Below are 14329 nucleotides of genomic sequence, written 5' to 3' on the forward strand. Positions count from 1 at the left end.
GCGGGGGCAGAAAGGAGGTTGTATGGATGCACACCTGCTTTACCAGAATCTGGCGGTGATCGCCGCCTTCTTGCTGATCTACAGCCTGATCGCGGGGCGCTTCGAGTCAAAACTGGTCAACGGCCCCCTGCTCTTTCTGCTGACCGGCTGGTTGCTGGGGCCGGGAGGGCTGGAGCTGCTCTCCCTCTCTATCGACAGCGCTGGCATCAAGCTGCTGGCCGAGCTGACGCTGGTGATCGTGCTGTTCAACGATGCCGCCAACACCAACTGGCAGGTATTGCTGGCCAACCGCCAGCTCCCCATCCGGCTGCTGCTGATTGGCCTGCCCCTCACCCTGCTTTGTGGCGCCCTGTTTGGCCACTGGATTTTCCCCGACCTGCCACTGCTGGAGATGGCGATCCTCTCGACCATTCTTGCCCCCACCGATGCGGCGCTCGGCAAGGCGGTGGTAAGCAACCCCGCGGTGCCGGCACCGGTGCGTGAAGGGCTCAATCAGGAGAGCGGCCTCAACGACGGCATCTGCGTACCGGTGCTGCTTCTGCTGCTGGCCCTTATCGCCCCCACGGAGCAGCACGCAGGCACCGCCACCCTGGCCATCACCCTGATGCTGGAGGAGATCGGCATTGGCCTGCTGGTCGCCTTTGTGCTGACCAGCCTCACCATCCGGCTACTGAAAATCTCCTATCTCAACGGCTGGCAACTGCCGCTCTGGCGCCAGCTCACCATGCCGGGGCTGGCCCTGCTCTGCTTTGCGCTGGCACAGACTCTCGGGGGGAGCGGCTTTATCGCCGCCTTTGTCGGCGGCCTCTTTATCGGCCACCGCCTAGGCGAGCACAAGCACGCCTATATGGACAGCTGCGAAGGCTACGGCGACCTGCTCTCCGTGGTGATCTGGATGGTGTTTGGCGCGACCCTGATGCCCATTCTGCCGGAGCTGCTGCACTGGCAATACTGGCTCTATGCCTTTGCCAGCCTCACCCTGCTGCGGATGGTGCCGGTTTGGCTGAGCCTCATCGGCACCGGCCTCAAGCCCGAACTCAAGCTCTTTATCGGCTGGTTCGGGCCGCGGGGCCTTGCCAGCATCGTCTTTGCGGTGATGGTGCTGCAAAACGAGCCTGCCCTGATTGGCCAGCGCCCCATCATCGCCACCGTGCTCTGCACCATCATATTGAGCGTCATCCTGCACGGCCTCACCGCCAACCCCTGGGTCGAGCGTTTCAAGCCTCGCTGAGCCACCCGGCGCCCATAAAAAATGCCACCGACCGGTGGCATTTTTCTTTTGTGGCGAGAGTCACTGACAGCTCTTACCCGAGCGCCAGCCAGACTCCCACCCCCAGCATCAGGGTACCGGCGATGCGGTTCATCAGGGTGACATTGCCGCTCTTGGCGAGGAAGTGGCGCAGGGTGCGGCCACCGCTGGCGTAGAGCAGCAGGCAGGAGAACTCGATGACCAGGATCAGCGCCACCAGCGCGCTGATCTGCGGCGCCATCGGCTTGTCGGCAGAGATAAAGGGGGGTAGCAGGGAGATCATGAAGGCCCACCCCTTGGGGTTGGCGATGGCGGTGACGAAACCCTGCAGCGCCAGCCCCATGGCGCTGGTCTGTTGACCGGCCGAGAGATCCGCCGGAATGGCCATCTTCCCCTTGGCCTGCCACATCTGGATGCCGAGCCACACCAGATAGGCGCCCCCCACATATTTGAAGGCGGCGAAGATCCCCGGGTAGTTGAGCATGATGGCTGCCACCCCGATCACCGACAGCACCGAGACCAGCCCGACCCCGATCAGCTCCCCCCACATCATGTGCAGGGTACGGCGCACCCCCAGGCTCATCCCCAGGGTCATCGACAGGGTCATGCACATGCCGGGGGTCACCGAGACAAAGAAAAAGGTCGGGATAAACAGAGCCAGAATGGCCGGATCGATCCAGCTGGACACAACACACCTCCATATGACGAGAGCGGGAAATCACGAAAACGGGACAGGATTGACACAACCCAGCCAGTTGTACCACATATTCAGGGGATAAAGCGCTCAATCATGCCTAAATGGCTCCTTTCTCACAAGAAAAAACCTTTTCTTCAGCACATTTCAGCAATAAAAGCCTGTGACAGCTCCTGATGTGCATGTGTAAGATGTCGGCTCCTCCAATTCCGGATTAGAGCCACTTATGTCATTGAATAATCTATCAATACGCGTTCAGGTCTTGATACCTTTGCTGCTGGCCAGCCTGCTGATGATGGTGATGATCGCCATCAGCAAACAGGGTCTGGATGAAGCCATCAATGACATAGATGAGACGACCCAGACCGTGGTCCAGCACAAGGACGATATTGCCAAACTGATCCACGCCACCTACCGGCTGCGCACCAGCGCCATCTATGGCCTCTACGATGCCAAGCTGTTTGCCGCACTGCCCGCAAACCTCAACAGCGCCGAGCAGGAGATCAATACCATCCTCGGCCGTCTGGTGCTCCCCGGTGCCGAGCAGGATAACCGTCAGGTCGCTGCCGCCCTGCAGGCCTACCTCAGCCATACCCGCAGCAACATGCTGCCGCTGCTGGCGCAAAAACATCAGGGTGGCGGCGATCCGGTCGCCTACGAGGCGGCTCGCCTCCATTTCCGCGAGCTGGGTGAACAGCTGATCAAGCAGATCGACAGCATGTCCGCCCACATCAACCAGCTGATCCAGCAAGAGCTGGCCGAAGAGCAGGCCCACTACGACGCCACCCTGCTGCGTACCCTGCTGCTCACCGCCGGTACCCTGCTGGCGGCGCTGATCTGCGGCTGGGTCCTCTCTGGGCGCATCGTCAGCCCCATCGGTCAGTTGCAAGAGGTGATGCACGCCGTGGCGCAAGGGCGCTTCAACGTGCGCGCCAAAGCGGAGGGCAACAACGAACTGACCCGTCTGGCCAAAGATATCAACCTCACCCTTACCCAGCTCGGCAACACCATCGAGAACCTGACCGGGATCAGCAACAGCGTCGCCTCCGCCGCCACCGAGCTGGCCGCCGTGATGACCCAGTCCGAGGCCAATGCAAAGCAGCAGCACAGCGAGATCGAACAGGTCGCCTCCGCCGTAACCGAACTCTCCAGCACCGCAGACAACGTCAACCACAACGCCGCCATCGCCGACGAGCTGGCGCGGGATGCCAATGGCCGGGTCGAACAGGGGCTCGCCCTCTTTACCGAAAGCATCGCCGCCAACAGCCGGATGGCAGGCAGTCTGGAAGATGCTGCCGCCATCGTGGCCCAGCTCAAATCCCAGTCCGAGCAGATCGGCAAGGTAATTGAAGTGATCCAGGGGATCTCCGAGCAGACCAACCTGCTGGCGCTCAATGCCGCCATCGAAGCGGCCCGTGCCGGTGAAACGGGCCGTGGTTTTGCGGTGGTGGCCGACGAAGTGAGAATGCTGGCGGCCCGTACCCAGGACTCCACCAAGGAGATCCAGGCCATCATCGAGCGGCTGCAGAGCCAGTCCCAATCCGCCAACAACGGCGTGCAGGAGACTCTGGAGATCCTCAGCCATAACCAGCGCTTGTCCGCTCAGGTGCAGGATCTGCTGAGCGGCATTACCGGTGCCGTGCGCCAGATCAACGACGCCAACGCCCAGGTCGCCACCGCCGCCGAGGAGCAGTCCTGCGTCACTGCCGACATCAACCGCAACATCACCAATATTCACGAGATCGTGAGCCAGAGCTCCGCCGGCATCAGCCAGAGCGCCAGTGCCAGCAACGAACTCTCGCAGCTCGCCGAGCAGCAACGCAAGCAGCTGGCCCAATTCCAGCTGTAAGCGCACAAAGTGAACCAGACAAAAAGGCCCGCAAGGGCCTTTCTTGTTGATGGAGCAATGGCTTTGTCTCTGTTTTAAACGCCATTTTTTGGCCGTTGGTGCCATAAGGGGCTGGGCTGCCCTGTCAAATATCGGTATGGTAGAGGCACGTTACTCCCCCTCACGTGAGCACACCATGAGCCTGAGATTCAAGAAACCCGCTTTTATCGCCCTGGGGCTCATCGCCCTCATTTCCGCCGCCTGGCTCGACTACTACCTGCCGGAGCACACCATCGCTACCATCACCGGGGTCGAGGTGAAGCGCACCGACAAGGATGGCCCCATCAGCCAGAAAAACCCGGCTGACGGCCCCACCACCGACGTCTATTACATCTACACCGAACGCCCCGGCGAGAAGATCCGGGTGTTTCGCAATGAAGATACCGAGTGGGGCTGGCCCTTCTACTTCAAGTTCAACGCCGCCGACGTCCAGGCCAAGGCCAAGTCCATGGAGTTCGAGAAACGCCTGGCCATCATCACCTCCTACGGTTGGCGCGTGAACATGTTCTCCATGTTCCCCAACGTCACCAAGATTGAGAGCACTGAGCCTGACGCCTCCACCTGGAGCTTCTTCCGCTGGTTCTGGTTCGGCCTCTGGGCACTGGTGATGGGCAAAGCCGCCATCGCGACCTGGCGCTACTTCGATCGTCTTGAGGACGAGATATGAGTGAGCCGAGCAAGACCCGCACCAGCTTCTACCGGCGGCTCTACGTGGCCTGGCTGATCAGCCAGGGCACGGATACGGTGCCTGCCATCATGGAGGCGACCGGCATGCCGCGCCGCACCGCGCAGGATACCCTGACGGCGCTGGCCGAGCTCGACATCAGCTGCGCCTTCGAGCAGACCGAGGGGGCTCGCCACCTGCAGGGGCACTACCGCATCAGCGACTGGGGTCCCATCAATCCGGCGTGGATCAAGGCTCAACTGCCGCTTATCAAAGAGACGTTGAGCTATCCCTGATCCGGGAACCGCTCTGCAATCGCACTCTGCTTTAAATTAAAGAGGGGCCAGCCGACAAGGCTGGCCCCTCTTTTTCCAGGTCGATGGCGTGACAGGTGGCTCTACTCGGGCATGGCCGAATCCTCAAGCTCCCCGTCAGACTCGCCGCGGGTGCAGTCGATGATGGAGCGCTTGGGGTTGTTGGGGTCGCGCAGCAGCAGGGGCGCCAACCCCTCGTCATGCTTCTGCTCGTCGCCAAACTCGCTGCCGTAGGCATTGTGGGTCAAGCGGCGGGCATTGGCGATGGGAGTATCGACAAACAGGGCATACACTTCGAAGCTGGAGGCGGGCACGATAAAACCGACCACCGGCAAGCCGTGCAGCTCCTCGTGCACCTTGTACCAGGCAAAGCCGTCGCTCACCTTGTAGGGGGTGTAGTTGGCCAATTGTAGATTGGCGGGCCTGCCCGTCTCATCCACATAGAGATCGGTAAATTCACAGGTCGCCAGCCCCTGCCACATCCGCTCGAATGGCGTCGCACAGCCTGTCAGTTGCAACCCGGCCAGCAGCACCAAGCCTCTCTTCCACATTCCCCGCCCCTTCTTGCAAAAATGAACCGGCGCTCAGTCAAACGCCCGCAGCCGCGTCACCAGCAGATCGATAAAGCCCGGACGATCCAGCCCCAACAATACCAGCGCATTGGCTGGCTTGCCGGTCAGACCATAACGATCCACCACCGTCATCCCCACGGTATGCTCCCCTCTGGTCTCGATATCGACCCGGCACTCGACTCCGTGGAACAGCTCGGGAGCCAGCAACCAGGCAATGGTACAGGGGTCGTGGAGCGGTGCACCAGCAAATCCCCACTTGGGATCCCGATGGTAGATCATGAAAAAGTCGAGCAGCCCGGCCACGCACTGGGCTACCGGGTTGGTGATGGCGCGCACCCGCTCGATATCCTCGTCCATCACCTGCGCCTCGTGGGTCACATCAAGGCCGCACATGGTGATGGGGATCCCCGACTTGAAAACCATATCGGCCGCTTCCGGATCCACATAAATATTGAATTCCGCCGCAGGCGTCCAGTTGCCGGCACCTGCGGCGCCCCCCATCAATACGATGCGGGCAATCTTGGGTTTGAGCTCGGGATGAGCCGCCAGCAGCAGGGCGATATTGGTCAGCGGCCCGGTCGGCACCAAAGTCACGGGCTGCGGGCTCTCGCGCAGACATTTGGCCATCAGCTCGATCCCCGTCATCCCCTGCGGTACAAAGGCGGGATCCGGCAACTTGGGGCCATCGAGGCCCGATTCGCCATGGACGTTGTCGGCGATAATCAACTCGCGGGCCAGCGGTTTCGGCGCCCCGGCCGCTACCGGAATATCGTCCCGCCCCAGCAAGGTGAGGATGCGCAGGGCATTGTTGAGGGTCTTGTCCGGCGTCTGGTTGCCCGCGCTGGTGGTAACTGCCAACACGTCAAGTTCTGGGCTGGCCAGCGCCAGAATGAGGGCGATGGCGTCGTCGTGGCCGGGATCACAATCGAGAATAACGGGCTGTGCCATGGGATGAGTCCTTACAACATAACAGGGAGCCATACCTTAACAAGCAAGCCTCGGATGAACTCGGGAAGGGGTCACAAAACGGGGCCTTATTGCTGACCTGGGCGGTTTGCACGGCACGCCACCTCGCTCAACACGGCTCACTATCAAAAGTTTGCATGGCGTCATGCCGTTCATTTTCCGAGGCTGCGCACCACCCATTCGCCCGGCCGCGCCGGTTCGGGTATGATCGCCCCCCGTTTCCAGCCTGTGCCACCTATGTCCGTTATCGTCGACACCTTTATTGCCCCGCCCTGCAATGCCGCCATCGAGATCCTGTTCGAAGATGAGCACCTGTTGCTCATCAACAAGCCGAGCGGCCTGCTGAGTCTGTCAGGCAAGAACCCGCAGAACCTCGACTCGGTGCATTATCGACTGGTGCAGGATTACCCCGGCTGTACCTTGGTGCATCGCCTCGATTTTGGCACCTCAGGCATCATGGTGGTGGCCAGAAACAAGGCCATCAATGCCCTGCTCTGCCAGCAGTTCAGTCAGCGGGCGGTGAGCAAGGCCTACAGCGCCCTGCTGTGCGGTCATCTGGCCAGTGATGAAGGAGTTATCGACGCCCCTATCGCCAAGGACCCGGCCATTTTCCCGCTGATGAAGATCTGCGCCGCCAGTGGCAAACCCGCTCGCTCCCGCTATCAGGTAGTTGAGCGGCTGGCGCAACAGATGCAGGGGCAGACCGTGCCTTTGACCCGGGTACGACTGCTGCCGGAGACCGGCCGCACCCATCAGCTGCGCATCCACAGCCAGCTGCTGGGCCACCCCATCCTCGGCTGCGATCTCTATGGTGGCCTGCTGCCGCCTGGCTGCGAACAGGCACCGCGGCTGATGCTGCATGCCAGCGAGCTGGATTTTGCTCATCCGGTGAGCGGCGAGCCGATGCAAGTGCGCTGCCCAGCGCCGTTTTAGAGGCAATGGGTAGGAACAACAAGTGCGAGTGCGACGGGATCAGTGAAAGGCGTGACGGGAGAGGAAAAGCGATAAACGGCGGATAAAGATAGGGGCCGCGCTTTCGCAACGGCCCCCACCCCCCACTCTTTGTGGTGCTATCAGATCAGCTTGCGGGCAGCGCCCAGTACGATCTTGATGGCATCAGATTCGGTCTTCGCCATGGTCTCGGCGTTCGGGATCTCTTGCTGGGTGCGGTTGACGATAACGCCAGCCACCATACCGGCACGCAGGCCCTGGCTGGAGCACATGGTCAGCAGGGTTGCAGATTCCATTTCATAGTTCAGCACGCCCATGGCTTGCCACTCTTTCATGGAACCCTGGAAACGGCTCACTACGCGGCCGGATACGGTATCGTAACGCTCCTGACCCGGGTAGAAGGTGTCAGAGGAGGCAGTCACACCGATGTGCAGCTTGGAGCCCATCTCTTTGGCGGTGTTCACCAGCGCGGTGGTGCAGTCGAAGTCGGCAACAGCCGGGAACTCCATCGGTGCGAAGTGCAGGCTGGCACCGTCGAGGCGCACGGAACCGGTGGTCACGATCACGTCACCCACGTTCAGGTGCGGCTGGATGGCGCCGGTGGTGCCGATACGCAGGAAGGTGCGGATGCCAAGCTGGGCCAGCTCTTCTACCGCGATGGAGGTGGACGGGCCACCAATACCGGTAGAGCAGATGATCACGGCCTTGCCGTCCATCTCGCCGCGCCAGGTAGTGAATTCACGATGGCTGGCCAGGTGCACCGGGTTATCCAACAGCTCTGCGATACGCTTCACGCGCTCGGGGTCACCGGGGACGATCGCCAGGGTGGCGCCTTGCAGATCCGCTTTCTTCAAACCCAAGTGAAATACATCAGACATATTGGACTCCTGGTTGCCCCCTGCCAGCATGGTCAGGGCACAAGTTAAGATGATTCTTTATGATACTTTCAAGCCTTTACCCCCCTCTTCGGGGAGGCGCCAACTATGGTCGAAAGCGCTTTCCAATTCCTTGAAGCGCCTCACACTTCCACGCATTGACAGTGACAAACATTGTGCAAAACGTTTGCTAACTCAATGAAATAATTGACAAACGTTTTTCTGCCAATCGAGTCAGATGCGGGAAAGTCAAGCCTGGTTCAGCGCTTAATTAACGACTCGTGATCGACCCCGTAAAGTTGTAAACAAGATGCTTTTGTATCCCTTTCTAGATGGTAGCCTAGCTCTCAACTACCACTTAATGGCTAACTATAGGAAGTCCATCATGGCTACATTCAAATTCTATATTCCCGCAATCAACCTGATGGGTGCCGGCTGTCTGCAAGAGGCTGCCGCCGATATCAAGGGTTACGGCTATCGCAAGGCGCTGATCGTCACCGACAAAATCCTCAACCAGATCGGCGTGGTCGCCAAGCTCACCACCCTGTTGGCTGAACATGGCATTGAAAGCGCAGTTTTCGATGAGACCAAACCCAACCCCACCACCAGCAACGTTGAAGCGGGTCTGGCCATGATCAAGGCCAACGGCTGCGACTGCGTCATCTCGCTGGGTGGCGGCTCGCCCCACGACTGCGCCAAGGGCATTGCGCTGGTCGCCGCCAACGGTGGCAGCATCAAGGATTACGAAGGGGTGGATCGCTCCGCCAAGCCGCAGTTGCCGCTTATCGCCATCAACACCACCGCCGGTACCGCCTCCGAGATGACCCGCTTCTGCATCATTACCGACGAAGCGCGCCACGTGAAAATGGCCATCATCGACAAACACGTTACCCCGCTGATGTCGGTCAACGACCCCGAGCTGATGCTGGCCAAGCCAGCCGGTCTCACCGCCGCCACCGGTATGGATGCCCTGACCCACGCCATCGAAGCCTATGTCTCCACCATCGCCACCCCGGTGACCGATGCCAGCGCCGTGATGGCCATCGAGCTGATCGCCAAGCACCTGCGCACCGCCGTTCACCACGGCGATGATCTGCACGCCCGCGAGCAGATGGCCTATGCCCAGTTCCTGGCCGGCATGGCCTTCAACAACGCAAGCCTGGGCTACGTACACGCCATGGCCCACCAGCTGGGCGGTTTCTATGACCTGCCCCACGGTGTCTGCAACGCCGTGCTGCTGCCCCATGTTCAGGCGTTCAACGCCCAGGTGAGCGCGGCTCGTCTGAAGGATGTCGCCCGCTACATGGGTGTGGACGTGAGTGCAATGAACGACGAGCAGGGCGCTGCCGCTGCCATTGCCGCCATCAAGCAGCTGGCGCTGGATGTGAAGATCCCGGCGGGTCTGGAGCAACTCGGCGTCAAGGCCGATGACTTCGATACCCTGGCCAGCAACGCCCTGAAAGATGCCTGCGGCTTCACCAACCCGAAACAGGCGAGCCACGAAGAGATCGTCGCCATCTTCCGCGCCGCCATGTAACGGCTGCCGGATTGCCAGAAAGGGTCGCAGTGCGGCCCTTTTTATTGGCTGATGGATCAATGGCTTTTTACTTCCGTGGAGGGAGTCGGTATGATTTGCCGAGCCAAAAAGACTGTATGGATGATCTGAACTCGATATGCGGATGAAACACCTGATTGCCGCGGCTTTGACCGCCCTCACCCTCTCCGGTTGCAGCCTGGTCTATCGTATCGATATTCCCCAGGGCAACTATGTGGAACAAAAACAGGTCGACAAACTGCGCCAGGGGATGACCCGCGAGCAGGTCAGCTATGTGCTGGGGACCCCCATGCTGCGTGACGGCTTTGACCCCAACACCTGGTACTACCTCTATGAATTCCAGCCGGGCCACGGCGACAAGGAGCGCAAAGAGCTCACTGTCACCTTCGCCAACGACAGGCTGACCACAGTGACGGGTGACTTCCCGCTGCCAGCAGCCTTCAATACCCCGCTCTGATATCCTGCAAAACCGGCCTCGCGCCGGTTTTGTTTTATCCAGCCCCGCGTAATTCATCCTGCCCGACAACACTGAGTCATTTCTCCCCATTGCAGCTGCCCGCAAATTGCCTGATGCTGATGAGCAGCCACCATGGCATCAACACCATCGAATGACACAGGGAGAATCCCCATGAGCCGGATCCTGATTGCCGGAGCCAGCGGCCTGATCGGTCGCGAACTGGTGCAGCAACTGCCTGCCGAACATGAACTGACCCTGCTCTGTCGCAAGCCGGGCAAGGAGGCGCACCACTGGCTACCGGTCAATTTTGATGATCTGGCCAGCGTTACCCTCTCCCGCCCGGTGGATATCGCCTTCTGTGCCCTCGGCACCACCCGCAAGGAGGCGGGCTCTGCCGAGGCGTTTCGCCGGGTCGATCTCGACTATGTGGTCGCCTTTGCAGAGCTGGCCCGCCGTCACGGCTGTCAGCGCCTTATCGTGGTCTCGAGCATGGGGGCCAGTGCATCGTCCCCGGCTCTCTATCCGCGTACCAAGGGGGAGATGGAGCAGGCCCTGCTGGCCCAATCCTGGCCACGGCTCGCCATCGTGCGGCCCGCCATGCTGCTCGGGGATCGCCAGCCACCGCGCCTCTCCGAGCAGATCTTTCAGACTATCTACCCGCTGTTTCGGCCGCTGCTGGTGGGCAAGCTCGCCCGCTGGCGTGCCATCGAGGCCAGTCAGGTGGCCCGCGCCATGATCGCCCTCTCGAAACTGCCCGCCGGGTGCGAGATTGTCGAGAACGAGCAGTTGCTGACCCTCTGAACCCAGCCTTCCCTACTACTTACGCACAGTGCTGCAAAAACAGAAGGGCAAGCCAGCCAGCTTGCCCTTTGTTTATCTGTTGGCGAGGTACCCTGACCGCCTCTTGCCATCACAGGCTGCGCTCGGCTGTCAGGGCAACATCCATCAACCGCGAATATGGTCGATAAAGGCGTCGATCTGCTCGCGGGTGCAGGCAGGGTTCATAAATACCGCCTTCTCCCCGGCGATGTAGGAGTATTTGCCGCGGGCGTCATAGTCGGAGTGGGCCACCGCCTCCACCCAGTTGGTATAGAGCCCGACTTTGCCGCGCCCCTTGAACAGGCTGCGGTGATAGTCGGTATTGCGCTGCAGCCGAGCCTTGTAGGCAGGATCGCTGGAGCGTGCCAGCTCGAAGGCAAATTCGGCTTCCGGATCGCTCACCCACTCGGGGTTGTAGATCTTGAAGCCGACGCTCGGCCCCTGATTCTCCTGCGCCACCAGCTTGACGTTGCCAAGCTGACTCAGGCGATAGCGGAAGTAGTTGGCATTTTGCAGGCAGTGGGCCAGCACGATGCGATACCCCTCCACCCCCATATAGTTGAGCGCCGCATAGGCACCGAACAGGCCACTCGCGCCGCGGGAGCACTCGATGGTGGATTGCAGGTGGGTCTGGCCCTGAATGTCCCGCTCGAAGTAGGAGAAGTTCTCCGGGTCATTCTCCATCGCCTTGAGGTCATCCTGCTCTTTAATCATCACCAGACTGGAGGTGTAGGGTACATAGCCCCACTTCTGGAAGTCGACGGTGAAGGAGTCGGCATATTTGAGCTCGGCAAAGCGCGCCACGTTGCGCTCGATCCCGGCCAGGGTCGCGGCATTGATGCCAAGCGGGTTGGCGGCAAAGTCGTAATCGAGGAAGAAGATCATCGACCAGCCGATGGCGGCATCGACGTGAATGTGCGGTTTGACCGCCACTTCGAACTGCTCGCAGAGGCGATTGCGCAGCTCGAACACGGGTTTCACCTGATCCACCCCGAAGGTGTCGGTAGTACCCATGGTGAGCATGATGGCGGGCACCACGTGTTTCAGGGCAAAACAGGCGGTCAGGGTGCGCTCGAGGTGGTCGAGATCGATGTCGTTGTTCTCGCCGACCTGAATGCGGATGGTCTTGTTCTCGATGTCGACCCCGAGCAGGGAGAGGTTGGTGATGTTGGAGTAGTGACCGCCCTGGGAGTTGATGATGCGGTAATCCTGATAGTGGCCAAGCCCCTTGTGCTTGGCTTCCGGCAGGCTTTTGCGAATGCCGAGCAGGTAGCCATAGAGGTTACAGAAGGTCCCCCCCTGGGTGAAGATGCCGGTGGCGCGAGCCGGGTCGTAACCCGCCAGCAGCGCAATCTGGCGCACCACCTTCTTCTCCAGCTCCTCGGCCACTCCGGCATATTCGGAGTAGACCAGATTGGGGTTGGCCAAAATACCCATCTGGGCGCCATAGATGGCGGGATCCGCCGACATGGTGATGACGTTCTCGACGCTGGAGGGGTTCTCCCAATCCTTCGACAGCGCGGCGGCAAACAACAGCTCGGCCATCGGCTCGCCCGGAGTGCGCATGGTGGCGGGCACCGGCATGGTCTCGCAGAGATCGGCCAGGCGGGCGCGGCCATCTGGCCAGGCATTCAAACGGGCATCGGGAGCCAGACCACGGGCCCGAAATTCGTTGAGGGTGGCAAATCCGGGTTCGTGAAAAACGGGCCAGAGATCGGGATTGCGCGAGAAAAAGTTGGCTTTGACGGTGGCGAAACGGGCGGAAAAATCGGGGTGGACGGCATTGACGCTTTCGTCTTGAAGATAAACTAAGTCACTCATTTTTATACCATTAGTACAGCAAATGTGCGGCCGTTATACCCCTGTACCAGAGGGGCTAACAGTGACAATATCTAATGGCCTACCCTACTTTTTGTCATGTATCAGCCATAACAAGGGCTGGCAAAAAGGCGCCTTTGAGGCGCCTCTTTATATTTCGTGATCTTGCTCCCACCCTGGCTGACAGCGCCCTCACTACCAGACCACCATCAGCGCATCGTCCCCCTTAACGCAGGGAGGCCAACAGCCACTCGGCAAACTCCGCCAGCTCGCTCTGCTGCTGCGGAAAGGCCGCCAGCCAGGGTTGCAGGCGCGCGGAAACAGCGTCCGGTCGATAGCCACAACCCGCCAGTTCGGCCGCCAGCAGATCAAACGGGGCCGGCTCCAGAGTATCGCTAAAGAGCTGCGCCCGGGTGATGACCCCTTTCTCCACATCAAAGTGCAGTTCCACCCCGCCCCAGCTGAACCGCTCCTCCAGCAGATGGCTGAAGGCCGGGGCATGGCCATAGTTCCACTCCCAACTGCGCTGGCGGGCGAAGGTCTCGGCAAAACCGGGCAGATCGGGCATCTGCTCGGGGGAGATATGCTCGGGCTCAACTCGCGCGCCGTAATGGTGGAAGAAGGCCTCGACCAGCGCCTCGCTCACCTGTTGATGGTCGATCCCCGGCAGCAGTTCGCACAGATTGGCCACCCGGCTGCGCACCGAGGTGATCCCCTTGGCCGCCAGCTTCTTGGGGTCGGGGTTGAGGTAGTTGGCAAGGCGGCCGAGATCGGCGTCCAGCAGCAGGGTGCCGTGGTGGAATCCGCGATCCAGAGTCTCCCGATAGGCCGACCCCGATACCTTGCGCTCCCCGTCCGGGGTGGCTACCAGCAGATCGTTGCGACCGGAGGCAAACGCCTCGATCCCCAATCGCTTGAGCCCGTCCAGCACGATGGCGGTGGAGACGCTCTTGTCATACTCCGGCTTGCCCGCCATGAAGGTGAAGCAGCTGTTGCCAAGGTCGTGGAACACGGCGCCGCCACCGCTGCTGCGACGCGCCAGGGTCACCCCGTCCTCTTCCATGCGGCGGGTATTGCACTCCTTCCACGGATTCTGGGCACGGCCAATCACCACGGTATTGGCATTGCGCCAGAGGAACAGCACCCGCTGGCCGGGGTCCATCTGGCGGAAGATGCACTCCTCAACGGCCAGATTGAACAGGGGATCGTGAGAGTCGGAGACAAGCAGACGCAAGCGGGACATAAAAAGACCTTATCCGGAACTGGGGACAGCATGATAACACTGACGGGGTACCATCACTGAGCCGTTGCACATTAACCGGTGCGCAGCAGCCACGACACATTTGCGTCACACCTGACCGCCCCCTAAAAGTATCTATTGATATAACGACACAGCTTGACGTGCAACCACGGAAAAAATGCAGTTTAGCCACAATGATAACGATAAAGACGGGAAAAAGTGGCTAGAATGCGACCACTTCGATAGGCCATATGACTCTCTTATTGG

At 60.4% G+C, this 14329-nt stretch carries 14 protein-coding genes; 8 read left to right on the forward strand and 6 right to left on the reverse strand.

The genetic code is table 11. The features are described from left to right. The first annotated feature begins 22 nt into the window (after positions 1-22). The gene (locus ACTG2W_RS05975; protein ID WP_106843219.1) at positions 23-1231 is read left to right on the forward strand and encodes a cation:proton antiporter; all 1209 of its coding nucleotides are present in this window, start codon (positions 23-25) and stop codon (positions 1229-1231) included. A gap of 73 nt (positions 1232-1304) precedes the next feature. On the opposite strand, the gene ACTG2W_RS05980 is transcribed toward ACTG2W_RS05975, so the two are convergent. Next, on the reverse strand, positions 1305-1937 hold the full coding sequence (locus ACTG2W_RS05980; RefSeq protein ID WP_005344345.1) for a LysE family translocator: 633 nt from the start codon (positions 1935-1937) through the stop codon (positions 1305-1307). Positions 1938-2169: 232 nt separating this feature from the next. Between ACTG2W_RS05980 and ACTG2W_RS05985 the strand changes: the two genes are divergently transcribed. From ACTG2W_RS05985 to ACTG2W_RS05995, 3 genes are all read left to right on the forward strand, one after another. Further along, positions 2170-3792 carry a methyl-accepting chemotaxis protein gene (locus tag ACTG2W_RS05985; RefSeq protein WP_106843220.1) on the forward strand — a complete coding sequence of 541 codons (1623 nt, stop codon included), beginning with the start codon at positions 2170-2172 and terminating at the stop codon, positions 3790-3792. Between the two features lie 175 nt (positions 3793-3967). After that, complete coding sequence (locus ACTG2W_RS05990; protein ID WP_005337948.1) at positions 3968-4498, forward strand: DUF1523 family protein; 531 nt, start codon at positions 3968-3970, stop codon at positions 4496-4498. Beyond that, positions 4495-4791: a winged helix-turn-helix domain-containing protein gene (locus ACTG2W_RS05995; protein WP_005337957.1), complete on the forward strand. Its 297-nt coding sequence runs from the start codon at positions 4495-4497 to the stop codon at positions 4789-4791. The genes ACTG2W_RS05990 and ACTG2W_RS05995 overlap by 4 nt, the downstream gene beginning before the upstream one ends. A gap of 101 nt (positions 4792-4892) precedes the next feature. On the opposite strand, the gene ACTG2W_RS06000 is transcribed toward ACTG2W_RS05995, so the two are convergent. Together ACTG2W_RS06000 and rihA are read right to left on the reverse strand one after the other, a co-directional pair. Further along, positions 4893-5360, reverse strand: a complete 468-nt coding sequence (locus ACTG2W_RS06000; RefSeq protein WP_128836098.1) for a hypothetical protein — start codon at positions 5358-5360, stop codon at positions 4893-4895. 33 nt (positions 5361-5393) lie between these two features. Further along, positions 5394-6329, reverse strand: coding sequence for a pyrimidine-specific ribonucleoside hydrolase RihA (gene rihA / locus ACTG2W_RS06005; RefSeq protein WP_362774251.1), 936 nt, complete (start codon positions 6327-6329; stop codon positions 5394-5396). A 222-nt stretch (positions 6330-6551) separates the two neighbouring features. On the opposite strand from rihA, the gene ACTG2W_RS06010 reads away from it, so the two are divergent. Continuing rightward, positions 6552-7280 (forward strand): RluA family pseudouridine synthase, encoded by a 729-nt coding sequence (locus ACTG2W_RS06010; protein ID WP_181281557.1) that lies wholly within the window; start codon positions 6552-6554, stop codon positions 7278-7280. 140 nt (positions 7281-7420) lie between these two features. On the opposite strand, the gene udp is transcribed toward ACTG2W_RS06010, so the two are convergent. Beyond that, the gene (gene udp, locus ACTG2W_RS06015) at positions 7421-8176 is read right to left on the reverse strand and encodes a uridine phosphorylase (RefSeq protein WP_005337975.1); all 756 of its coding nucleotides are present in this window, start codon (positions 8174-8176) and stop codon (positions 7421-7423) included. A gap of 382 nt (positions 8177-8558) precedes the next feature. Between udp and yiaY the strand changes: the two genes are divergently transcribed. The 3 genes from yiaY (at position 8559) to ACTG2W_RS06030 (ending at position 10986) form a co-directional block, all read left to right on the forward strand. Continuing rightward, positions 8559-9710, forward strand: a complete 1152-nt coding sequence (gene yiaY / locus ACTG2W_RS06020) for an L-threonine dehydrogenase (RefSeq protein WP_005337978.1) — start codon at positions 8559-8561, stop codon at positions 9708-9710. Positions 9711-9846: 136 nt separating this feature from the next. Further along, a complete protein-coding gene (bamE, locus tag ACTG2W_RS06025) occupies positions 9847-10185 on the forward strand; it encodes an outer membrane protein assembly factor BamE (protein WP_005337980.1) in 339 nt (112 codons plus the stop codon). Between the two features lie 171 nt (positions 10186-10356). Then, a complete protein-coding gene (locus ACTG2W_RS06030; RefSeq protein ID WP_106842563.1) occupies positions 10357-10986 on the forward strand; it encodes an NAD(P)H-binding protein in 630 nt (209 codons plus the stop codon). A gap of 144 nt (positions 10987-11130) precedes the next feature. Here the strand turns inward: ACTG2W_RS06030 and ACTG2W_RS06035 are convergent, their stop codons facing one another. Then, positions 11131-12825 (reverse strand): pyridoxal phosphate-dependent decarboxylase family protein, encoded by a 1695-nt coding sequence (locus ACTG2W_RS06035; RefSeq protein ID WP_106842562.1) that lies wholly within the window; start codon positions 12823-12825, stop codon positions 11131-11133. A 223-nt stretch (positions 12826-13048) separates the two neighbouring features. Beyond that, positions 13049-14065, reverse strand: coding sequence for a lipoate--protein ligase A (locus ACTG2W_RS06040; protein WP_362774248.1), 1017 nt, complete (start codon positions 14063-14065; stop codon positions 13049-13051). Between the last annotated feature and the right edge of the window lie 264 nt (positions 14066-14329).

Source organism: Aeromonas sp. 96A (genome assembly GCF_051919165.1).
Taxonomy (GTDB): domain Bacteria; phylum Pseudomonadota; class Gammaproteobacteria; order Enterobacterales; family Aeromonadaceae; genus Aeromonas; species Aeromonas veronii.